The sequence below is a fragment of the Pseudomonas sp. LPB4.O genome (assembly GCF_038383825.1).
Lineage (GTDB): Bacteria > Pseudomonadota > Gammaproteobacteria > Pseudomonadales > Pseudomonadaceae > Aquipseudomonas > Aquipseudomonas putida.
In genome coordinates, this window is sequence record NZ_CP151298.1 from 1022018 (window position 1) to 1044635 (window position 22618).

The window sequence follows — 22618 nt, forward strand, 5'->3', positions numbered from 1 at the left end:
CGAAGCGCCCCCGGCTTTCTAGGAAACCACCGCGTCAGCCGGCGAAACAATGCTGGTCTTGCCCCCGCGCGATCTGCCCGAGCTCAGGTACGCCGCAATCGACTCCTGCGTCACCTCGCCCAAAAACACCTGCTCAGCGTCCAGCACCGGCAACCACGCCCGGTTGAACTCGTACATGCGCGACAGCAGGATGCGCAAATGCTCATCGTGCGAGGCCGTGGCATTGAACGGCCGCAGGAAGTCGCCACACGTCCCTTGCTGGCGGTGCATGTCACGTCGGCGTACATAGCCCAGTGCCTTGTTCTGTGCATCGGTCACCACCACGTAGCGGCGGTCGTGCTCATCCAGCAGCTCCAGTGCATCGCTCACGGGCGTCTCCGGGCTCACCGATGGCGCGTTGTCCGCTGCATCCTCGGCACGCACCAGCAGCAGGCGCTTGAGCGTGCTGTCCTGGCCAACGAAGTTGCTGACAAAGTCATCCGCCGGGTGCGCCAGCAGCGTGTCCGGGTGGTCCAGCTGCAACAGTTTGCCGGCACGGAAGATGGCAATCTTGTCGCCCAGCTTGATCGCTTCGTCGATGTCGTGGCTGACCATGATCACGGTCTTGTTCAGCGCCCGCTGCATCTCGAAGAACTCGTTCTGGATCATCTCGCGGTTGATCGGGTCGACTGCGCCGAATGGCTCGTCCATCAGCAATACCGGTGCGTCGGCGGCAAGCGCGCGGATCACGCCGATGCGCTGCTGCTGGCCACCGGACAGCTCGCGCGGGTAGCGCTGCAGGTACTGCTTGGGTTCGAGCTTGATCATGTGCATCAGCTCGCGGGCGCGTTCATGGCACTTTTGCTTGTCCCAGCCGAGCAGGCGCGGGACCACGGTGATGTTTTCTTCGATGGTCATGTTGGGGAACAGGCCGATCTGCTGTATCACATAGCCGATATGGCGGCGCAGGGTGACTTCGTCCAGCCCGGTGGTGTCCTCGCCATTGATGAACACCTGGCCCGAAGTAGGCGTGATCAGCCGGTTGATCATTTTCAGCGTGGTGCTCTTGCCGCAGCCCGAGGGGCCGAGGAACACGCAGATTTCCCCTTCGTTGACAGTGAGGCTTACCGCGTCGACGGCTTTGACGTCCTTGCCGTTGACGTTGAAGGTTTTGCTGAGGTTCTTCAGTTCGATCATGGGCGCAGTCCTTCTGGAGTCAGGGCACGTTGCAGGGTTTGCAGCAGCAGGTCGGCAATGATGGCCAGCAGGCTGACCAGTACGGCACCGACCAGCAGCATCGACATGTCGCTGCGGCTGATGGAGGTAAGAATGAGCACGCCCAGGCCGCCGGCGCCGATGGTGGCGGCAATGGTCATGACGCCGATGTTCATGACCACGGCAGTGCGCACACCGGCGAGGATCACCGGCACGGCGATGGGCAGCTCGACCATGCGCAGGCGCTGGCCGAAGGTCATGCCGATGCCGCGCGCAGCTTCACGGATACCGGGCTCTACGTTGGTCAGGGCCAGGTAGGTGTTGCGCAGGATCGGCAGCAGCGAATAGAGGAACACCGCAGTGATCGCTGGCAATGGCCCCAGCCCCTGGCCGAACTTGGAATAGAACGGCAGCAGCAGGCCGAACAGGGCAATCGACGGGATGGTCAGCAGCACCGTGGCGCTGGCTTGCAGCGGCCCGGCAACGGCCGGGAAGCGGGTCATGAGGATGCCCAGCGGCACGCCGACGAGAATGGCCAGGCTCACCGCAACGCCCACCAGCATGATGTGCTGCCAGGTCAGTTGCAGCACCTGGGCCCAGTCCAGGTGGCTGAAGGTATCGATCAGGTTCATGGCTGGCCCTCGCTGTTCAGTGGGTGCTCGCGCAGGAAGGTGGCGGCCACGGCGGTGGGGTTCTGGTGCTCCACGTCGACCTTGGCGTTGAGCTGGCGCATGGTTTCGTCATCCAGCTGCTCGGCCAGTGGCTTGAGCAGTGCGGCCAGTTGCGGGTTTGCGTCGAGCACGGCTTTGCGCACCACGGGCGCTGCGGTGTAATCGGGGAAGTAGTGCTTGTCGTCTTCCAGCAGCTTGAGGTTGAACGCACTCAGGCGGCCGTCGGTGGTGTACACCAGCCCGGCGAATACCTGGTTGTTGCGCATGGCGGTGTACACCAGGCCACCGTCCATCTGGCGGATGTTGCGCCGGTCCAGCGGCAGGCCGTACATCTCGCGCAGGCCAACGAGGCCGTCGGGGCGGTTGGCGAACTCGGTGTCCAGCGCCACCAGGTGGTTGTGCTGGCTTTCGTCACGCAGTACCTGGTTGAGGTCACTGATGGTGTTGACCTGCGGGTAGGCCTCGGCCACTTGCTTGGGCAGGCCCAGCGCGTAGGTGTTACTGAACTTCGACGGGGACAGCCAGATCAGGTCCTTCTTTGCATCCAGCTCCTTGACCTTGGCGAAGGTGGCTTCGGCACTGGGCATGCGCTCGTCGATGTGGTTGTACGACACCAGCGAAACCCCGGTGTATTCCCACATCAGGTCGAGCTGGCCGGTCTCCTGGGCCTGCCGCGCGATGTTGCTGCCAAGGCCGCTGGTGACACGCACGTCAAAGCCATTGGCGCGCAGGTATTGCGCAGTGATTTCGGCGAGCACGGTCTGCTCGGTGAACACCCGCGCGCCGATGCGCACCAGCGGTTTTTCCACTGCCTGGGCAAATCCTGCGAACAGCAGGGCCGCGCCCAGCAGCAAGGCGATTCTCTTGTTCATACGTTCCCTATCCTTATTGGGCCAGGCCACGTTCCAGCCAGCGCTTGCTGGAGAAACTCACCGCCGCGTCCAGCACCAGTGCCAGCAGTGCGGTGCAGGCGGCACCCAGCAGCAGCTGTGGCTGGTTGTTCAGGGCGATGCCGGGGAAGATCAGGCTACCCAGGCTGTTGGCGCCGATCAGGAAGGCCAGCGGTGCGGTGCCCACGTTCAATGCCAAGGCCACACGGACACCACCGACGATGATCGGCACGGCATTCGGTAGCTCCACCTGCCAGAGCTGCTGGCGCGGGGTCATGCCGATGCCGGTGGCGGCTTCCTTGAGCGAGGCGGGGACATTTTTCAGGCCCTCGTAGGTGTTGCGCACGATGGGCAGGAGGGAGGCGAGGAACAGCGCGAAGATCGCAGGCCCGGCGCCGATGCCCAGGATACTGAGCGCGATGGCCAGAACGGCCAGGGGAGGAATGGTGTTGCCAACGTTGAAAAACTGCATGAAGCGCTCGGCTTTGTCGACCCGGTGCGGTCGACTGAGGGCAATGCCAGCCGGGATGCCCACGGCCAACGCCGCCGCCATCGAAGCCAGAACAAGAACCAGGTGCGCTTGCAGGTAGAACCCAAGATCGTCGCGGTAACGCGCGATCGTGTCGATGCCGATCCAGTGGACCAGCAGGGCCAGGATGACGAGCACGGTGGCGCATCCCAACAGCCCTTTTCCGTAGCGTTTAGCCACAGGCGGACTCCTTGTGTTGTCGGCGAGCACACTTCTTTTTTGCCGGCCAGTCCTGGCGGCGGTTGGTGTGTTCGCGAGTAGCAGCGTGACGCACGCCGAAGGCTGCGATCAGGCCATGAGCCGAACCCCGTCGGGCCCGAAAATGCTGATGAAACCAGTCCCCAACCGAAGCGGGTTGCAGGGGAATGGACGTCTCCGTGGGCGCAAAGGTTCCCATTTGAGGCGGCATTTGGCCAGCGTTAATCACTGGGTGTCAGGAATTTTGGCGAGAAAAAACAGCAGCTTAATGCGCTGCAGGCGTTGAAATAACTGCGCTTTGGCCATTTGTCGTGATAAAGCGATTGCCTGATGATTTTTTGCTGTCGGGCTGGCCCTGTCGCCGGCAAGCCAGCTCCCACAGGTACTGCTCAAGGCTTGAAAACAGCGCAGTCATTGTGGGAGCGGGTTCACCCGCGAAGAGGCTGGAACAAGTGCCGCTGGTTCAGCAGATTTTGGTCCCAGCCCAACTTCAGGTATGATATCGCCCCTTTTTGAATCCCCCAGTCAGGCGATTTCCCATGACCAACCAGGCCGCCGAAGTCGCGAAGCGCCGCACTTTCGCAATCATTTCCCACCCCGACGCCGGTAAGACCACCATCACCGAGAAGCTGCTGCTGATGGGCAAGGCCATTGCCGTCGCCGGTACCGTGAAGTCGCGCAAGTCCGACCGCCACGCCACCTCCGACTGGATGGAAATGGAGAAGCAGCGCGGCATCTCCATCACCACCTCGGTGATGCAGTTCCCGTACCGCGAGCACATGATCAACCTGCTCGACACCCCCGGCCACGAAGACTTCTCGGAAGACACCTACCGCACCCTGACCGCGGTGGACTCGGCGCTGATGGTGCTCGACGGCGGTAAAGGTGTAGAGCCGCGTACCATCGCCCTGATGGACGTGTGCCGCCTGCGCGATACGCCAATCGTCAGCTTCATCAACAAACTCGACCGTGACATCCGCGACCCGATCGAACTGCTCGACGAGATCGAAGCCGTTCTGAAGATCAAGGCTGCGCCGATCACCTGGCCGATTGGCTGCTACCGTGACTTCAAGGGTGTGTACCACCTGCAAGGTGACTACATCATCGTCTACACCCCGGGCCACGGCCATGAGCGTACCGAGGTGAAGATCATCGAGAAGCTCGACTCCGATGAAGCCCGCGCGCACCTGGGTGACGAATATGATCGCTTCCTCGAACAGCTTGAGCTGGTACAGGGCGCATGCCACGAGTTCGATCAGGACGAGTTCATCAATGGCCAACTGACCCCGGTGTTCTTCGGTACGGCGCTGGGCAACTTCGGTGTCGACCATGTGCTCGATGCCGTTGTCGACTGGGCGCCGCGCCCGCTGGCCCGTGTCGCCCACGAGCGTACCGTGGAGCCGGTGGAAGAGAAGTTCACAGGCTTCGTGTTCAAGATCCAGGCGAACATGGACCCGAAACACCGCGATCGTATCGCCTTCATGCGCATCTGCTCGGGCAAGTACGAGAAGGGCATGAAGATGCGCCACGTGCGTACCGGCAAGGACCTGCGCATCGGTGACGCGCTGACCTTCTTCTCCTCCGAGCGCGAGCAACTGGACGAGGCCTTTGCCGGTGACATCATCGGCCTGCACAACCACGGCACCATCCAGATTGGCGACACCTTCACCGAAGGTGAGGCGCTGGGCTTCACGGGTATTCCGCACTTCGCCCCGGAGCTGTTCCGCCGCGTGCGCCTGAAGGACCCGCTCAAGTCCAAGCAGCTGCGCCAGGGCCTGCAGCAGCTGGCCGAAGAGGGTGCAACCCAGGTGTTCTTCCCGGAGCGCAGCAACGACATCATCCTCGGGGCGGTCGGTGTGCTGCAGTTCGATGTGGTCGCCAGCCGCCTGAAGGAAGAGTACAAGGTCGAATGCGCCTACGAGCCAATCACCGTGTGGTCGGCGCGCTGGATCAGCTGCGATGACAAGAAGAAGCTCGAGGAATTCCAGACCAAGGCCATGGAGAACCTGGCCATCGACGGTGGCGGGCACCTGACCTACCTGGCGCCGACCCGGGTCAACCTGGCACTGATGGAAGAGCGCTGGCCGGACGTCAAGTTCCGCGCGACCCGCGAACACCATTAAGGCCTGAAATCGGGGGCCGCTAGGCGGCCCCATTTCAATTTCCGGCTTTGATACTGGTCCAGATCCGGGTGCGAATGCGGTCGATCTTCGCCGGCATCGCTTCCAGCGCATACAATTTACCCATCATGTCTTCGCTCGGGTAAATCATCGTATTGCCCTTCATGGCCGGCTCCACCAGCCCGTCCGCTTTCAGGTTGCCGTTAGCGTATTGCACATGGTTGCTGATGTTGGCCATCACCTCTGGCTGCAGCAGGTAGTTCATGTAGGCATACCCGGCTTTTTCGTCCGGAGCATCGGCCGGCATGGCCACCATGTCAAACCACATGGGCGCGCCTTCCTTGGGTATCGAATAGCCCACCTTCACCCCGTTCTTCGCTTCTTCGGCACGGTTTTTCGCTTGCAGCACATCCCCCGAGAAGCCCACCACCACACAGATATCGCCATTGGCCAGGTCGCCGGTGTACTTCGATGAATGGAAGTAGCTGATGTAAGGCCGCACCTGCATCAACAACGCCTTGGCCTTGTCGTAGTCCGCCGGGTTCTGGCTGTGGTGCGGCAGGCCCAGGTAGTGCAGGGCAATCGGCAGCAGTTCGGGGCCGTTGTCCAGTACGGCGACGCCACAGCTTTTCAGCTTGCTCATGTACTCGGGCTTGAAGATCAGGTCCCACGAGTCCACCGGCGCGTTGTCGCCGAGCACCGCCTTGACCTTGTCGATGTTGTAGCCGATGCCGGTACTGCCCCACAGGTACGGGAAGCCGTACTGGTTGCCCGGGTCGTTCACCTCCAGTGCCTTGAGCAGCACCGGGTTGAGGTTTTGCCAGTTGGGCAGCTGCGACTTGTCCAGCTTCTTCAGGGCCTTGCCCTGGATCTGCCGGGCCATGAAGTGGTTGGAAGGGAACACCACATCGTAGCCGGAGTTGCCGGTCATCAGCTTGCCGTCGAGGGTTTCGTTGCTGTCGTACACGTCGTAGGTGGGCACGATGCCGCTGGCTTGCTGGAAGTTCTTCAGCGTGTCGGGGGCGACGTAGCTGGACCAGTTGTAGATTTTCACCGTTTCGGCGGCGCCGGCCACACTGGCGGCCAGCATCAGGGGAGCGAGAAGGAGCGTGCGCATGTCGGGTTTACCTTGCTTTGTCTGTTGTTATCGAAGGCAGGCGATCAGCGGATCAGAAAATGAGTACGTAGGTCTTGCGCACGGTCTCCTGGATGTCCCAGATGCCGGTGCTGTTGGCCGGTAGCATCAATGCGTCTCCGGCTTCTATGACCAGGGGCTCGCCACCGTCGGGGGTGAAGGTGCAGCGGCCCTTGATGAAATGGCAGAACTCCTGTTGCACGATCTGCCGCCGCCAGCGCCCCGGGGTGCACTCCCAGATGCCGGTTTCGACGCCATCACTGCGTTCCACGCAGGTGACAGATGTCACCGCCACGGGTTCGCCAAGCGGCACCGCGACCGGGTTGGAGCTGTCGAGCACAGCGCTGTCGGTGTTCTTGAACTGGGTAATGCTCATGACCGGTGGATCCTGTGCAGTTGATAAGGGAAGTCAGTGCATGAAGCCTTCCATGAAGTCCGCAAGCGAGCTGGCCAGGCGCCGCCTCCACGGCGCGCTGGCGGGGTTGGCGAGGGTCCGGTCCTCGTGGACGAAGCTTTGGATGATCGCGTTGTAGCCCAGCCAGCGGCAGGGCTCTGGCGGCCAGCTGGCCAGACTCGATACGGGGCGGTTGTCCAGTACCCAAGGTTGCGCAGTCAGTTCGTTGTGCTGGTTAAGGATTAGCGCCGCCAGGGTGCGTCCGCCCAGGTTGGTGGCACCGACGCCTTCGCCACCGTAGCCACCGGCCAGGGCAATGCCGCGCTGACGGTCGCAGAGCATGTGCGGGCGGAAGCGTCGCGCCATGCCCAGGTTGCCGCCCCAGGAGTGGGTGATGCGCACATGCTTGAGCTGCGGGAACAGCTCGCTGAACAGGTAGCGGCGCAGTTCGATTTCGTGCTCTTGGAGGTTGAAGTTTTCGCGCAGGCGGCCACCGAAGCGATAACCACCGCGTGCGCCGAATACCAGGCGGTTGTCGGCAGTGCGCTGGCCATAGGTGACCTGACGGCTGCTCTCGCTGAAGGCTTGGCCCTGGCTCAGGCCGATCTGCTCCCAGGTCGATTCCGGCAGCGGTTCGGTGGCTATCAGCAAACTCTGTACTGGTAACTGGTGCTTGCCCAGCGGCGGCAGGCTGGCGGCGTAGCCTTCGACGGCCGGCACCATCCACTGGCAGCGAATCCGCGCCAGCGGGGTGCGCACCTCGCCGGGTTGCCAGTCGATGGCCGGGGCGTTTTCGTAGATTGGCACCCCCAGCGCTTCCACGGCCCGCGCCAGGCCACGCACCAGCTTGGCCGGCTGGATGGTCGCTGTGTGCGGGCTGTAGATGGCACCAAATGCATTACTGACCCGCAGCTGGTTTTCCAGTTGCTCGGGGCGTAGCCAGCGGTAGTCGTCCTCGGTCATGCCTTGGCGATACAAGTCATCGAGGTAGGCACGCAGGCTGCGTTCTTGCTCCGGGTAGCGCGCGGCGCAGTACAGCACGCCGCCCTTGCGGTAGTCGCAGTCGATGCCTTCGCGTTGCAACACACCCTGCACTTCATCGGGAATGCCGTGCAGCAGGTCGATGCTGGCGCGGCGCTGTTGTGGCGACAGGGTGGCGAGCAGGCGGTCTTCGCCCAGCAGGTTGCCCATCAGCCAGCCGCCATTGCGCCCGGACGCGCCGAAGCCGGCGATGTTGGCGTCGATCACGGCGATGCTCAGTTGTGGCGCCTGGCGCTTGAGGTAGTAGGCGGTCCACAGGCCGGTGTAGCCGGCACCGATGATGCACACATCCACTGCCAGGTCTTCGTGCAGGGCCGGGCGGGCGCACAATGGCTCTTCGAGCTGGTCCATCCACAGGCTGAGCGTGCGCAGGGGTTGCATCGGGTTCGGCTCCACATCGGTCAAGGTCTGTGGGCGATCCTAGTGCTGTCAGCCAGTGGCTGTCTTACGTGCGTGCACGCAGAGAAATTTGCTTGAGGTAGGCCTTGGGCGTGAGCCCGGTGTGCTCGCGGAAGCACTTGTAGAACGCCGACAGCGAGTTGAAACCGGCGCTGAACGCCAGCTCGTCGATCGTCGCCTCGACGCTGTCGTCGTCGAGGCTGGCCATCAGGTGCTGCAGGCGGGCCTGGTTGACGTAGCGGTAGAAGCTTTGCCCGAGCACCTGGTTCAGCAGGTAGGAAATCTGGTTGCGGCTGTAGCCGCTGGCGTCGGCCACCTGCTGCAGGTCCAGCTCCGTGTCCAGGTAGGGGCGCTGGCGCTGGAAGTAGTGCTCCAGGTCCTGGGCCATGGTCGACAGCTGCCGCGGCGACAGGCCCAGGCGGCTGGTGGCCGGGCGCGGGCCGCTGCGGCCATCCCCGCTGTCGTTCTGGCGAACCAGCGTGGCGTATTCGTTGACCCGCCAGATCAGCCCGTCCTTGACGGTGATCGCCTCGCTGGACTGGAACGCCACCAGGCCGTCACCGCCCTGGACGGTGACCTGGTACTGGATGAATGCGGTGCAGCCATCGACGCGGATTCGGTCGCTGTGAACGATATCTTCGCCGGCTTCATGGGGCAGGCAGGCGCGCACGTAGTCGCGCAACTCAACGTAGCCAAGCACGCGGTTCTGGAAGAAATCGTGGTACTGGATGTCGGGGTGGTACAGCGCAATGACGCCGTCGAGGTCGCGATGCTTCCAGCACAGGTGGTAGCGCAGCACCGTGTCGGCGGTAATCGGGGTCTGGGCAGGGCCATCAGGGAGCGTCATGGGTGAATGATGCCTCGGCGCAAAGCTTGCTACAAGAATGCAGAACACCTGATGCACAGCGCCAAGTCGCGCAATTTGCACGATCATGAACAAGCCGATATTTCTAACTCTTTGTTTTATAAGGGTGTAATTTTTTGTCGCAAATGGCACAGCCGCTGCAGTGGTTACTGCGCGAATGGACTTGTCGCTAACCACTTAAGGCGAAAACATCATGATCACCCCTGCCGACTATCCCGCTGTCGATTCACAAAGCCGCTCAGGTGTTTCCTGGGCTGCGATTTTCGCTGGCGCCGCTACCGCAGCTGCCTTGTCCCTGATCCTGGTGGTCCTTGGTGCAGGGCTTGGCTTCGCAGCTACTTCCCCTTGGGCAGACGAGGGGGCCAGTGCCAAGGCCCTGGGCATTTCCACCATCGTATGGCTGCTGCTGACGCAGATCATCGCTTCGGGCCTGGGCGGCTACATTGCCGGTCGGTTGCGGGTGAAATGGGCCAACTTGCATGGCGATGAAGTGTATTTCCGCGATACCGCGCATGGCTTCCTGTCCTGGGCTGTAGCTACCCTGGTCACGGCCATGCTGGTGCTGGGCGCTGCGGGCAACCTGGTGGGCGCTGGTGCCAGCGCGGCTTCGCAGGCGGCCACAGTATCGGCGGCTGCCGGTGGTGTGGCGGCGTCCGGTGACAACAACGATTCGATGGGCTATTTCGTCGATAGCCTGTTCCGTGGCGATGGCCCTGCACCCGTGAGCGACGATGCAGCAAACGGCGTAGCCGCACGCATCCTGGCCAAAGGCATTGCCAGCGATGGTGCGCTACCTGCCGAGGACCGCACCTACCTGGCGCAGCTGGTGGCCCAGCGCACCCGTCTGACCCAAGCCGAGGCCGAAGCCCGTGTCGATCAGGTGATGGCCCAGGTGCAACAGTTGAAAGTGCAGGCCAAGCAAGCCGCTGATACCGCCGCCAAAGTAGCTGCCTGGACAGCATTGTGGACCTTCGTCGCGCTGCTGTGTGGCGCCTTCTTCGCCAGCCTTGCAGCGCTTTACGGTGGTCGCCGTCGTGACCAGGTGCAGTGGCTGGAAGGTGAGTACGTCGCACATCGCACCATTCAACGTTAAGCAAGGAGAACCGACATGCGCTCGATACTGCTCTGGATGCTTGGTGTACCGATCCCGGTCATCATCCTCATCGCCATTTTCATGCATTGACCGAGAGGGCCGCCTTGCGGCCCTCTCGCAGCACAAGGCTGCTCCTACAGACGACCGCGATATCCCCTGTTATCGCGATCCCTTGCAGGAGCAGCCTTGTGCTGCGAATGGGGCGCAAAGCGCCCCCGGTCATCTACAGGAACTGCTCGGCATAGTGGCAAGCCACCTGCCGGCTACTCACCTGCCGTAACGCCGGCACCTCCTTGGCACACCGCTCGGTCGCATACGGGCAACGCTTGTGAAACGCGCACCCATCCGGTGGATTCAGCGGGTTGGGCAGCTCCCCGACAATGCGGATCTTCGGCTTCAGCGGGTCGGGATGAATGGCTGGCGTCGCCGACAGCAGCGCCTGGGTGTAGGGATGCAGCGGTTTCTCGTAGATATCATCCTTGGCCCCCATTTCCACCGGGCGCCCCAGGTACATCACCAGCACGTGATCGGCCACATGTCGCACCACAGCCAGGTTGTGCGAGATGAACACGTAGGCGGTGTCGAACTCCTTCTGCAAGTCCATGAACAGGTTCAGCACCTGTGCCTGGATCGACACGTCCAGCGCCGAGGTCGGCTCGTCCGCCACCAGCACTTTGGGTTGCAGCATCATCGCCCGGGCCAGGGCAATGCGCTGGCGCTGGCCCCCGGAGAACATGTGCGGGTAGCGCTGGTAGTGTTCCGGGCGCAGGCCCACCTGCTCCATCATTTTTTGCACTTTCTCGCGCCGCTCGGCCTTGCTCAGCGAGGTGTTGATCAGCAGTGGCTCGGCCAGCTGGTCACCAATTTTCTGCCGTGGGTTAAGCGAGGCGTAAGGGCTCTGGAACACCATTTGCACATCGCGGCGCAGTTGCTTGCGCTGCGCCTTGCTGGCGCCTGTCACCTCGGTACCGGCGATTTGCAGCGAACCGGACGACGGTTCTTCGATGAGGGTCAGGGCACGGGCCAGGGTCGACTTGCCGCAGCCGGACTCGCCGACCACCGCCAAGGTCTTGCCGGCTTCCAGTTCGAACGACACGCCATTCAGTGCGCGGACCAGGGCGTGGCCTTTGAACAGCCCGCGGGAGACTTCGTAATGCCGGGTCAGGTCCCGGGCAGATAGAACGACGGCCATCACGCCACCTCCTGGTTCAGCGGATAGAAGCAACGCACCAGGCTGTGGGCCTGAGGATCGAGAGGCGGGCGCTGGCGCCGGCAGTTGTCTCGCACGTAGGGGCAGCGCGGCGACAACAGGCAGCCGACCGGGCGGTCGTAGCGGCCGGGGACGATGCCGGGCAGGGTGGCCAGGCGCTCGGCGCCGATGCTGTGCTCGGGGATCGCCGCCAGCAAGGCTTCGCTGTAAGGGTGGGCGGGCACGTCGAACAGCGTCGGCACCTGGCCCACTTCGACGGCTTCGCCTGCGTACATCACGCATACCCGCCTGGCCGTTTCGGCGACCACGGCAAGGTCGTGGGTGATCAGGATGAGCGCCATGTTGCGCTCCTTCTGCAGGTTGACCAGCAGCTCCATGATCTGCGCCTGGATGGTCACGTCCAGCGCGGTGGTCGGCTCGTCTGCGATCAGCAGCTTGGGCTCGCCGGCAATGGCCATGGCAATCGCCACGCGCTGGCTCATGCCGCCAGACAGCTGGTGCGGGTAGGCGTCCAGGCGGCTTTCCGCTGCCGGGATCTCGACCTTTTTCAACAGTTCAAGGGCACGCTGGCGCGCGGCCTTGCCCTTCAGGCCCAGGTGCTGGCGCAGCACTTCTTCGATCTGGTAGCCCACGGTATAGCTGGGGTTGAGCGCGGTCATCGGGTCCTGGAAGACCATGGCGATGTCCTTGCCCACCACCTTGCGCCGCTGGCGGCCGCTGAGCTTGAGCATGTCGGTGCCGTCGAAGCTGAGGGTGTCGGCGGTGATGCGCCCGGGGGCGTCGATCAGGCCCATCAAGGCCATCATGGTCACGGATTTGCCCGAGCCGGATTCGCCGACGATGGCCAGGATTTCCCCGGCGTCCACCGACAAGTCCAGGCCATCGACCACGGGTACCGCATTGGCATCGCCGAAGCGCACGTTCAGGTTTTTGATTTGCAACAGTGACATGGCGTTCTCCTCAGGCGGCGTTCTTGAGTTTCGGGTCCAGCGCATCGCGCAGGCCGTCGCCCATCAGGTTGATTGCCAGCACACTGAGCAGAATGGTCAGGCCGGGCAGGCTCACCACCCACCAGGCACGCTCGATGTAGTCACGGGCCGAAGCCAGCATGGTGCCCCACTCCGGGGTCGGCGGTTGCACGCCCAGGCCGAGGAAGCCCAGGGCGGCAGCGTCGAGGATCGCCGAGGAGAAGCTGAGGGTGGCCTGCACGATCAGCGGCGCCATGCAGTTGGGCAGCACGGTGACGAACATCAGCCGTGGCAGCCCGGCACCTGCCAGGCGTGCGGCGGTGACGTAGTCGCGGTTCAGCTCGACCATCACCGCAGCCCGGGTCAGGCGCACGTAGGAGGGCAGGGATACGATGGCGATGGCGATCACCGTATTGATCAGCCCTGGGCCGAGGATGGCGACGATGGCCACGGCCAGCAGCAGGGAGGGCAGGGCCAGCATCACGTCCATCAGGCGCATGATCGACGGGCCGAGGATGTGCGGGAAGAAGCCGGCCAGCAGGCCCAGCAGGATGCCCGGGATCAGCGACATCACCACCGACGACAGGCCGATCAGCAGCGACAGCCGCGCCCCTTGGATCAAGCGCGAAAGCAGGTCGCGGCCCAGTTCGTCGGTGCCGAGGATGAACTGCCAGGTGCCGCCTTCGAGCCATACCGGCGGGGTCAGCAGGAAGTCGCGGTACTGCTCGCTCGGGTCATGGGGGGCAACCCATGGCGCGAACAGTGCGCAGAACACCACCAGGCACATGAAGGCCAGGCCCATTACCGCGCCTTTGTTGCGCGCGAAGGCTTGCCAGAATTCTTTGTACGGCGAGGGGTAGAGCAGGCTCTGGTCCACCGGGCTGGCCGGCGACACGGATTTTGCAATCGGGCTAGTCATGGCAAAGGCCTCAGCGCTGATGACGGATGCGTGGGTTGGCCAGTCCGTAGAGGATGTCCACGACGAAGTTGACCAGGATCACCAGGCAGGCAATCAACAGGATGCCGTTCTGGACCACGGGGTAGTCACGGGCACCGATGGCTTCGATCAGCCACTTGCCGATGCCCGGCCAGGAAAAGATGGTTTCGGTCAGCACTGCACCGGCCAGTAGTGTGCCGACCTGCAGGCCGAACACCGTGAGCACCGGAATCAGGGCGTTGCGCAGGCCATGCACGAACACCACCCGGGCGGGCGAAAGGCCCTTGGCGCGAGCGGTGCGGATGTAGTCTTCGCGCAGCACTTCAAGCATCGACGAACGGGTCATGCGGGCGATTACCGCCAGCGGGATGGTGCCGAGCACGATGGCTGGCAAAATCAGGTGCATCACCGCGTCCTTGAACGCGCCTTCTTCGTCGCTGAGCAGGGTATCGATGAGCATGAAGCCGGTCTTCGGCTCGATGTCGTAAAGCAGGTCGATACGCCCGGACACCGGGGTCCAGCCCAGGCTTACCGAGAAGAACATGATCAGGATCAGGCCCCACCAGAAGATCGGCATCGAGTAGCCGGCCAGGGATATGCCCATGACCCCGTGGTCGAACAGTGAGCCGCGCTTGAGCGCGGCAATCACCCCGGCCAGCAGGCCGACGATGCCGGCGAACAGCAGGGCAGCGAAGGCCAGTTCGAGGGTGGCCGGGAACAGCGTGAGGAATTCGGTCCACACGCTTTCGCGGGTGCGCAGCGATTCCCCGAGGTCACCCTGGGCGAGCTTGCCGACGTAGTCCAGGTACTGGACCGGCAGCGGCTTGTTAAGGCCCAGGCGTTCCATGGCCTGGGCGTGCATTTCGGGGTCGACCCTGCGCTCGCCCATCATCACTTCCACCGGGTCCCCGGGGATCAGGCGTATGAGCGCGAAGGTGAGCAAGGTGATGCCGAAAAAGGTCGGTATCAACAGGCCAAGGCGCCGGGCAATAAAACTCAACATTGTCGGGGTTACCTCATCAGGCCGTGGGGCGATCAGCCCGCTACGGCAGTGCCGCCGGTTCCCGTATGGGTTGCCGGCGGTCGTTGTTGTTCTACTTCACCTTGGTGGTGGCGAAGTTATTGTTGGTCAGAGGGCTGATCACGTAGCCCTCCACGTTGTCACGCATGGCGGTGAACATCTTTGGATGGGCCATGCTGATCCAGGGTTGGTCGTCATCGTACACCTTCAATGCCTCGCTATAGAGCCTTGCACGCTCCTCGTTGTCGACCACCTCGCGGGCACGGGTGATCAGTTCCTGGAATTTCGAGTTGCACCAGCGGGCATAGTTCTCGCCGGTCTTGGCCGCGTCGCAGCTAAGCAGTGGGGTGAGGAAGTTGTCTGGATCGCCGTTGTCGCCCGCCCAGCCGGTGGACACCATGTCGGCTTCGCCCTTCTTGGCGCGGCGCAGCATTTCGGCCCACTCCATCACGCGGATATCCAGCTTCAGGCCGATCTGTTTCAGGTCGGCCTGCAGCATTTCGGCAGATAAGCGAGGGTTGGGATTGGTCATACCGCCGCCGTTGCGGGTGAATAGCGTCATCACCGTGCCGTCCGGCACGCCAGCTTCCTTGAGCAGGGCGCGTGCTCTTGCGAGGTCACGGGGCGGGTTCTGGTTTGCAGTGTTGTAGCCAGGCATGGTCGGCGGGTAGGGGTTCACACCCACCAGCGCGTTGCCTTTGCCAAACAGCTGGTCAACATGGGTCTGGCGGTCGAAAGCCATATTGATGGCTTTGCGCACGCGTACATCGCTGAGGTATTTGTGCTCGGTATTCATGGCGATGTAGCCGGTGACCAGGGCTTCGATTTCGGCGACCTGGAGCTTTGGGTCGGTCTTGATCGATGGCACGTCATCCGGCTTGGGATACAGGGCGACCTGGCATTCATTGGCGCGCAGCTTTTGCAGGCGCACGTTGCTGTCGGAGGTAATGGCGAACACCAGGGCGTCGGCCGGCGGTTTACCGCGGAAGTAGTCCGGGTTGGGTTTGAAGCGCACCTGCGCGTCCTTGTTGTAGCGCTGGAAAATGAACGCGCCGGTGCCGATCGGCTTGCTGTTCAGCTCAGCGGTTTTACCAGCCTTGAGTAACTGGTCACCGTACTCGGCGGAGTAGATCGAGGTGAAACCCATGGCCATGTCATGCAGGAAGGGCGCTTCCGGGCGGGCTAGGGTGATCACCACGGTGCGCTCGTCGGCCTTCTTCACCGACTTGAGCAGCTCTTTGAAGGCCATGCTTTCAAAATACGGGTAACCGACACTGGTCTTGTCGTGCCACGGATGGTTCGGATCCAGTTGGCGGTTGAGGCTCCACAACACGTCGTCGGCGTTGAAGTCGCGGGTTGGCTTGAAGTAGTCGGTGGTGTGAAACTTCACCCCTTGGCGCAGATGGAAGGTGTAGGTCAGGCCGTCTGGCGAGATATCCCAGCGCTCGGCCAGGGCTGGCTGGATGTCAGTGGTGCCGGGCTTGAAGTCGACCAGGCGGTTGAAGAGCGTCTCGGCCGAAGCATCAAAGGTGACGGCGGTGGTGTACTGGACAACGTCGAATCCTTCCGGGCTGGCCTCGGTACACACCACCAGCGGTTTGGCTGCAAGCTGCGCGGCGCTGCCCAGCACCAGCGCGGCCAGGGCCAGGCGTAGCGGTAGCGATTTGATGAAAGCTCTCTGCATGGGTTGAAGACTCCCTGCTTTTGCATTGATTCCAGCGTAGCCGCCACGGCCCGTCACGAAGGGGCCGTGGCGCCAGCGGTCAAAGAATGTTGAATGGAATGGTGGTGACCACGCGGAACTCGTCCAGGCTGCCGTCACCCTGGGCCTTGCTGGCACGGTGGGTGGTGTAGGTGGCGCGGACGCTGGTGTCTTTCAGCGGCCCGCTCTGCACCGCGTAGCTGGTGCCGATGCCCCACTCGTAGTGGGTTTCGCCGTTCAGGCCATTCACGTCGTAGGCGGTGCCGCGGTAGTGGGTGCCGTCGATGCCCCAGCCGCGGGCGTTGTACAGGTTGAACTTCAGGCCGGGCACGCCGTAGGGCGCCATGTTCAGTACGTAGGAGATCTTCAGCGATTTTTCGTTGGGGCCGTTGAAGTCCGACAGCAGCGAGTTGGCCAGGTAGATGCCGTTGGTTTCGTGCAGGTAGTCGAAGTACTCGTTGCCGTTCACCTGCTGCCAGGAGGCACCGAGGGTGTGGGCCTGGTGGGTCAGGTCGAGCGACAGGCTGTAGGTGTCGTTGTCGATCTTGCCCATTTTCTGGCTGCCGGCATCCACGGTCTTGTAGTAGTTCAGGCCGGTGCTCAGGCTGAGCACTGCGCTGTCGCCGAGCACGTGGTTGGCGCCGAAGTAGTACTGGTTCCAGAAGTCGTCGACCTGGGTGGCGTACAGGCTGGTGCTCAGGCTCCTGAACGGCTGGTAGTTGATGCCGGCGGTGCTGGCGCGGTCGGTTTCCACACCCGTGGCGCTGTATTCGCTGCGGAACTTGCTCAGGCTCTGTTCGGTACGTGGCGAGACACGGTCGAAGGTGCCCAGGTCGAAGCTCAGGTTGTCGAACTCGGCGCTGTGCAGGAACGCGCCCTGGAAGCTCGATGGCAAGGCGCGGTTGCCGATGTAGGCGATCATCGGCGTGTCCACCGACTGACGGCCGAGGGTAAGGGTGGTGTTGGACACACGCGCCTTGATATTGCCCAGGCCCAGCTTGCTCCACTGGCCGATGGGGTCGCCATCGCTGTGGGTCAGGGTGCGGTTGTTGGGGCCGGCGACGGCCTGGCGGTTCTGTTGCAGGGCAATGGCGTTGTAGGCTGCGGCCTCGACGGCGATGCCCACGGTGCCTTGGGTGAAACCGGAGCTGTAGTTGAGGATGGTGCCTTGCACCCAGTTTTCCCGGCTGTGGGTGGGGTGGCGGGTGCCGTCGCTCTTGTAGTAGCGCCACAGCGGCGCGCGTGCGGCGCGTTCACGGGCGTACCAGTTGCGGGTGGTGCCGGACAGGCTCTGGCCGTCGATGAAGCCGCTGGCTTGCGCCTGCTCGCTGCTGGCTTTGAGGGTGAGCGGGATGAAGGCCTGGCTTTGCGGACCGGCCTGGGCCACGGTGGAAAAGGCACTGATGGATAAGGCCAGTGCGGTCAGGGTGAATACTCTCAAGGTTGAAGCTCCCATTTTTTTCTAGTCATTGCCGGCCTTGTGGGCCGGATGGTTGTTGCGGTGTTGCCAGGGTTGCCCGGGGTCGCCGGGCTAAATCGGGGGTGTTGTGCTACCTGTACCGGCCTTTTCGCGGGTAAACCCGCTCCCACAGGGACCTGTGCAGGCCCTGGCTGATGGGGGTACTTGTGGGAGCGGGTTTACCCGCGAAGAGGCCCTTGAAGGCTAAAAGTCAGTCAACACTCACGCCGGAGAAATCATTGCGCCCAAACGGGCTGACCTTGAACCCGGAAACCTTGACGCTGAGCGGCTGGTTCACGGTGGAGTGCGCCACCGGGGTAATCGGCACCTGCTGCTTGAGCCGCTGCTGGGCCTGCTGGTACAGGGCGCTGCGCTGCGCCTGGTCGGTGACCTGCTTGGCCTGCTTGACCAGGCTGTCGTACTGCGGGTCGCACCACAGCGAGTAGTTGTTGCTGCCGATGGCATCGCAGCTGTAGAGGGTGCCCAGCCAGTTGTCCGGGTCGCCGTTGTCGCCGGTCCAGCCAATCAGGGCGATGTCGTGTTCGCCGCTTTTCATGCGCTTGAGGTACTCGCCCCATTCGTAACTGACGATGCGCACCTTGAAACCAAGCTTGTTCCAGTCGGCCTGGAGCATTTCGGCCATCAGCTTGGCGTTGGGGTTGTACGGGCGTTGCACCGGCATGGCCCACAGGGTGACTTCGGTGCCCGGTTTGACGCCCGCCTGCTGCAGCAGCTGCCTGGCCTTTTCGGGGTCGTAGGGCTCGTCCTTGAGGCTTTCGTCATAGGGCCACTGGGTGGGCGGCATGGCGTTGACCGCCAGTTGGCCGGAGTCCTGATAAACCGCCTGCAGGATGGCTTTCTTGTTCACAGCCATATCCATCGCCTGGCGCACCTCCAGCCGGTCGAAGGGTGGGTGCTGTGTGTTGTAGGCGATGTAGCCGAGGTTGAAGCCCGGTTGCTGCAGCACCTGCAGCGAACGGTCGGCCTTGAGCGCCGGCAGGTCGGCGGGGCGTGGGTGCAGGGTGACCTGGCATTCGTTGCGGCGCAGCTTCTGGATGCGTACCGAAGGGTCGATATTGATCGAGAACACCAGGTTGTCGATCTTCACTTCATCCGGTGCCCAGTAATCCTTGTTGCCCTTGTAGCGGATCTGCGAATCCTTCTGGTAACGCTGGAACACGAACGGCCCGGTGCCAATGGGCTGCTGGTTGATGTCGCTCGGCCTTGCGCTGGCCATCAGGTGTTCGGCGTATTCGGCGGAGAGGATGGAAGCGAAGCTCATGGCCAGATTCTGGATGAACGCGGCATCGACCGTGTTCAGGGTGAATGCCACGGTGAGTGGGTCGATTTTCTCGACGTGGGCGATGTTCTTGTCCAGGCCCATGCTGATGAAGTAAGGGAACTCGGTGGGGTAGGCCTGGCGGAACGGGTGGCTCTTGTCGAGCATGCGGTTGAAAGTGAACAGCACGTCGTCGGCATTGAAGTCACGGCCAGGTTCGAAGGCCTTGTTGCTGTGGAACTTCACCCCTTCACGCAGGTGGAAGGTGTAGCGCAAGCCATCGTCGGAGACTTCCCAGCGGGTCGCCAGGGCAGGGTGCACGGCAGTACCGCCGCGCTCGAACTCGACCAGGCGGTTGTAGACCGGTTCGGCGGCGTCGTTGTCGGTGGCGCTGGTGTACTGGGCGGTGTCGAAACCGGCGGGGCTGCCTTCGGAGCAGAACACCAGGTTGTTGGCCAGCACGACAGGGGATTGGCTGAGCAGGCCCAGGGCCAGCAGCGCAGAAAGGCGGGTAACGTGGCGCATGGCAAATCCTTTTTCATCTGTTCGCGCCGCCTCCGGGTACGAATGGCGGCAACAGTTTGCCGACCCCGCAGCGTTTGGCCGCAGGACAACATGAAGAGGTGGCGGGGGTGAAGGGCACCCGCGATTCAGCGGGTGCCTCAGTCAGCCTATTTGTCCACGCTGACGCCGTAGAAGGAGTTCAGCGCGAATGGGCTGATCTTGAAGTCCTTCACCTTGGCGCTCATGGGCTGGTACACGGTGGAGTGGGCGATCGGGGTGATCGGCACCTGCTCCTTGAGGATGTGCTGCGCCTTTTGGTACAGCTCGGTGCGCTTGGCCTGGTCGGAGGTGGCCTTGGCCTGCTTGATCAGGTCGTCGTAGGGCTTGTAGCACCACTTGGAGAAGTTGTTGCCGTCGACGGCATCGCAGCCGTAGAGGGTGCCCAGCCAGTTGTCCGGGTCACCGTTGTCGCCGCTCCAGCCAATCAGCATGGCGCCCTGTTCGCCACCCTTGGAGCGTTTGATGTACTCGCCCCATTCATAGCTGACGATCTTTGCCTTGATGCCGATCTTGGCCCAGTCGGATTGCAGCATTTCGGCCATCAGCTTGGCGTTGGGGTTGTACGGCCGTTGTACGGGCATGGCCCATAGGGTGATCTCGGTGCCTTCCTTGATACCGGCTTCCTTCAGCAGTTGTTTGGCCTTTTCGGGGTCGAAGGCGGCGTCCTTGATGCTGTCGTCATAGGACCATTGCGTTGGCGGCATGCCATTGACTGCCAACTGGCCGGCACCCTGGTAGACCGACTCGATGATCTTCTTCTTGTCCACGGCCATGTCCAGCGCCTGGCGCACTTTCAGCTGGGCCATGGGGTTGGGCTCGTTGCTGCCCTTGATCTTGCCCATCACGTTGTAGGCGATGTAGCCGAGGTTGAACCCGGCTTGCTGCGGCATTTGCAGATTTTGGTCGGCCTTTAGCGGCTCGATGTCGGCCGGGCGCGGGAACAGGGTGACCTGGCACTCGTTCTTCTTCAGCTTCTGCATGCGCACCGAGGCATCGGTGGTGATGGCGAAGATCAGGTTATCGATCTTCACGTCATCGGGCTTCCAGTAGTCCTTGTTGCCCTTGAAGCGGATCTGCGCGTCCTTCTGGTACTTGCTGAACACGAACGGGCCGGTGCCGATCGGTTTCTGGTTGATGTCGGCAGCCTTGCCATTCTTGAGCAACTGGTCGGCGTATTCGGCCGACTGGATGGAAGCAAAGCTCATGGCCAGGTTCTGGATGAACGCTGCGTCGACTTCGTTGAGGGTGAACTTCACCGTCTTCTCGTCTAGTTTCTCCACCTTGGCGATGTTCTTGTCCATGCCCATGTCGGTGAAGTACGGGAACTCGGTGGGGTAGGCCTTACGGAACGGGTTGTCCTTGTCGAGCATGCGGTTGAACGTGAACAGCACGTCGTCGGCGTTGAAGGGGCGGCTGGGCTTGAAGTAGTCGGTGGTATGGAACTTGACCCCTTCGCGCAGGTGGAAGGTGTAGGTCTTGCCGTCGTCGGACACTTCCCATTTGGTCGCCAGGCCCGGGATGACCGCAGTGCCGCCCCGTTCAAACTGGGTCAGGCGGTTGAACACGGTCTCTGCCGAGGCGTCGAAGTCGGTCCCGGTGGTGTACTGCCCCGGGTCGAAACCGGCCGGGCTGCCTTCGGAGCAGAACACCAGGTTGGACGCGGCCAGGGCCGACGGTGCACCGGTGAGTAAGCCTGCGCCAAGCAGGAACGGAATGACTGCGTGTTTGAGCATGGTGGCCTCATTGTTGTCATTTTTTGGATGAGGTGGCCTCGTGAGCCGACCTGCGGATACTTATGCAGGGGATGTTCCCAATGCAACAGGTAGAAGGATAGTTGGCGCCGGAAAAGTGGTACGACCGTACATGGATGTCGCATCGCTATAACTTTCGACGAAGTTAAACGTTTGCGCAGGCAAAATGATGGCATTTTGCGGGATGTTTCGAGCCGGGGGTATGCGTAGGATGCACCTTGGTGGTGCGTAGGAAACGTCTGAAAAGCAGGTTCAAGCGGCAGGCTTCAAGCAACAAGACAAAGCAGACCGGGTTCACCGTCAACTTGAAACTTGCCGCTTGAAGCTTGTGGCTGTCAGGGCATCTGCACTTCGATCAGGCCATCGGCATTCATGCTCACTTCGCTGGTACCCGCCTCGATGTCCGGCGCTGGCGCGGCTTCATCAGCCCCCATGGCTTTCATTGCCATCGGCGCACTGCGCAGGTACGGGCGCGGGTAACCGCTGCTGTTGAGGTTCAGGCTGACCACTTTATAGCCCTTGCCGCCCAGCGCTTCGGTGGCCAGTTGCGCGCGTGCCTTGAAGGCATCGACCGCGTCCTTGAGCAGTGCATCCTCGCTTGCCTTGCGCGTGGCCGGGGCGATGGCGAAGTCCATGCCGCCCATTTTCAGCTCTTGCAGCAGGTCGGCGGTAAGCTGGGACAAGGCCGGGAAGTTGTCGCTTTCCAGGCGCAGCTCGGCGCGCTCGCGCCAGCCGGTAATCTTCTGGCCCTTGCTGTCATACACCGGGTAGCTGTTGCGGCTGCCCTGGCTGATCTTCACGTCCTTGACCTGGCGCGACTGCTGCACGGCCTGGTTCATGGTTTCGGTGATCTGCTTGGCGAGCTTGCCCGGGTCGGTGTTCTGCGCTTCGCTGTACAGGGTCACGACCATCAGGTCGCGCGCCACTTCCTTGCTCACTTCGGCACGCAGCGATACCTGGTTGTAACGTGGCTCATCGGCAGCCAGCGCCGGCAGGCTGGCGAGCAAGCCGCAAGACAGGATCAGGGCGGCGCCGCGACGTGGGATTTGCATGTGGTACTCCTTGGCAATAAAAGGCGTGGGGTCTGGTCATCCATTCCACGCATGGCCCATCAGACCGGCAACAGTGTAGTGGGTTCAAAAGTGCCATCATCAACCTGTGACAAAGTGTGGCGCTTTGCCGCATCGCTGCAGTGAGG

At 62.4% G+C, this 22618-nt stretch carries 19 protein-coding genes; 2 read left to right on the plus strand and 17 right to left on the minus strand.

From position 1 onward, the window contains the following. Window positions 1-18: 18 nt before the first annotated feature. From MRBLPB4O_RS04565 to MRBLPB4O_RS04580, 4 genes are read right to left on the minus strand one after another with little or no spacing between them, the layout of a single operon-like run. Window positions 19-1176 carry an ABC transporter ATP-binding protein gene (locus MRBLPB4O_RS04565; protein WP_341797629.1) on the minus strand — a complete coding sequence of 386 codons (1158 nt, stop codon included), beginning with the start codon at window positions 1174-1176 and terminating at the stop codon, window positions 19-21. Continuing rightward, window positions 1173-1826: an ABC transporter permease gene (locus MRBLPB4O_RS04570; protein WP_016501377.1), complete on the minus strand. Its 654-nt coding sequence runs from the start codon at window positions 1824-1826 to the stop codon at window positions 1173-1175. Before MRBLPB4O_RS04570 ends, MRBLPB4O_RS04565 begins: the two co-directional genes overlap by 4 nt. Beyond that, window positions 1823-2737, minus strand: coding sequence for a glycine betaine ABC transporter substrate-binding protein (locus MRBLPB4O_RS04575; protein WP_341797630.1), 915 nt, complete (start codon window positions 2735-2737; stop codon window positions 1823-1825). The genes MRBLPB4O_RS04570 and MRBLPB4O_RS04575 overlap by 4 nt, the downstream gene beginning before the upstream one ends. A gap of 13 nt (window positions 2738-2750) precedes the next feature. Further along, the gene (locus MRBLPB4O_RS04580; protein WP_016501375.1) at window positions 2751-3464 is read right to left on the minus strand and encodes an ABC transporter permease; all 714 of its coding nucleotides are present in this window, start codon (window positions 3462-3464) and stop codon (window positions 2751-2753) included. Between the two features lie 557 nt (window positions 3465-4021). Here MRBLPB4O_RS04580 and MRBLPB4O_RS04585 point away from each other — a divergent pair. Continuing rightward, complete coding sequence (locus tag MRBLPB4O_RS04585) at window positions 4022-5605, plus strand: peptide chain release factor 3 (RefSeq protein WP_016501372.1); 1584 nt, start codon at window positions 4022-4024, stop codon at window positions 5603-5605. A 34-nt stretch (window positions 5606-5639) separates the two neighbouring features. Here the strand turns inward: MRBLPB4O_RS04585 and MRBLPB4O_RS04590 are convergent, their stop codons facing one another. From MRBLPB4O_RS04590 to MRBLPB4O_RS04605, 4 genes are all read right to left on the minus strand, one after another. Continuing rightward, window positions 5640-6719 carry a polyamine ABC transporter substrate-binding protein gene (locus MRBLPB4O_RS04590; protein ID WP_016501371.1) on the minus strand — a complete coding sequence of 360 codons (1080 nt, stop codon included), beginning with the start codon at window positions 6717-6719 and terminating at the stop codon, window positions 5640-5642. A 52-nt stretch (window positions 6720-6771) separates the two neighbouring features. Then, a complete protein-coding gene (locus MRBLPB4O_RS04595; RefSeq protein ID WP_341797631.1) occupies window positions 6772-7113 on the minus strand; it encodes a cupin domain-containing protein in 342 nt (113 codons plus the stop codon). Window positions 7114-7146: 33 nt separating this feature from the next. Further along, complete coding sequence (locus tag MRBLPB4O_RS04600) at window positions 7147-8553, minus strand: FAD-binding oxidoreductase (RefSeq protein WP_341797632.1); 1407 nt, start codon at window positions 8551-8553, stop codon at window positions 7147-7149. 64 nt (window positions 8554-8617) lie between these two features. Then, entirely contained in the window at window positions 8618-9418 is an 801-nt protein-coding gene (locus MRBLPB4O_RS04605; protein ID WP_341797633.1) for a nuclear transport factor 2 family protein, read from the minus strand. A 211-nt stretch (window positions 9419-9629) separates the two neighbouring features. Between MRBLPB4O_RS04605 and MRBLPB4O_RS04610 the strand changes: the two genes are divergently transcribed. Next, window positions 9630-10529: a hypothetical protein gene (locus MRBLPB4O_RS04610; protein ID WP_341797634.1), complete on the plus strand. Its 900-nt coding sequence runs from the start codon at window positions 9630-9632 to the stop codon at window positions 10527-10529. Between the two features lie 223 nt (window positions 10530-10752). On the opposite strand, the gene MRBLPB4O_RS04615 is transcribed toward MRBLPB4O_RS04610, so the two are convergent. The 9 genes from MRBLPB4O_RS04615 to MRBLPB4O_RS04655 all read right to left on the minus strand — a co-directional run bounded on the left by MRBLPB4O_RS04615 (window position 10753) and on the right by MRBLPB4O_RS04655 (window position 22472). Then, window positions 10753-11721: a peptide ABC transporter ATP-binding protein gene (locus tag MRBLPB4O_RS04615; protein ID WP_341797635.1), complete on the minus strand. Its 969-nt coding sequence runs from the start codon at window positions 11719-11721 to the stop codon at window positions 10753-10755. Next, window positions 11721-12689 (minus strand): ABC transporter ATP-binding protein, encoded by a 969-nt coding sequence (locus tag MRBLPB4O_RS04620; RefSeq protein WP_341797636.1) that lies wholly within the window; start codon window positions 12687-12689, stop codon window positions 11721-11723. The genes MRBLPB4O_RS04615 and MRBLPB4O_RS04620 overlap by 1 nt, the downstream gene beginning before the upstream one ends. A 10-nt stretch (window positions 12690-12699) precedes the next feature. Further along, a complete protein-coding gene (locus MRBLPB4O_RS04625; RefSeq protein ID WP_016485005.1) occupies window positions 12700-13626 on the minus strand; it encodes an ABC transporter permease subunit in 927 nt (308 codons plus the stop codon). Window positions 13627-13636: 10 nt separating this feature from the next. Next, entirely contained in the window at window positions 13637-14647 is a 1011-nt protein-coding gene (locus tag MRBLPB4O_RS04630; protein ID WP_016485006.1) for an ABC transporter permease subunit, read from the minus strand. A 91-nt stretch (window positions 14648-14738) separates the two neighbouring features. Then, a complete protein-coding gene (locus tag MRBLPB4O_RS04635; RefSeq protein WP_341797637.1) occupies window positions 14739-16349 on the minus strand; it encodes an ABC transporter substrate-binding protein in 1611 nt (536 codons plus the stop codon). A 79-nt stretch (window positions 16350-16428) separates the two neighbouring features. Further along, on the minus strand, window positions 16429-17808 hold the full coding sequence (locus MRBLPB4O_RS04640) for an OprD family porin (protein ID WP_341797638.1): 1380 nt from the start codon (window positions 17806-17808) through the stop codon (window positions 16429-16431). 229 nt (window positions 17809-18037) lie between these two features. Next, window positions 18038-19630: an ABC transporter substrate-binding protein gene (locus MRBLPB4O_RS04645; protein ID WP_341797639.1), complete on the minus strand. Its 1593-nt coding sequence runs from the start codon at window positions 19628-19630 to the stop codon at window positions 18038-18040. A 146-nt stretch (window positions 19631-19776) separates the two neighbouring features. Next, window positions 19777-21402 (minus strand): ABC transporter substrate-binding protein, encoded by a 1626-nt coding sequence (locus MRBLPB4O_RS04650; protein ID WP_341797640.1) that lies wholly within the window; start codon window positions 21400-21402, stop codon window positions 19777-19779. Between the two features lie 353 nt (window positions 21403-21755). Further along, window positions 21756-22472 carry an SIMPL domain-containing protein gene (locus MRBLPB4O_RS04655; protein WP_341797641.1) on the minus strand — a complete coding sequence of 239 codons (717 nt, stop codon included), beginning with the start codon at window positions 22470-22472 and terminating at the stop codon, window positions 21756-21758. Between the last annotated feature and the right edge of the window lie 146 nt (window positions 22473-22618).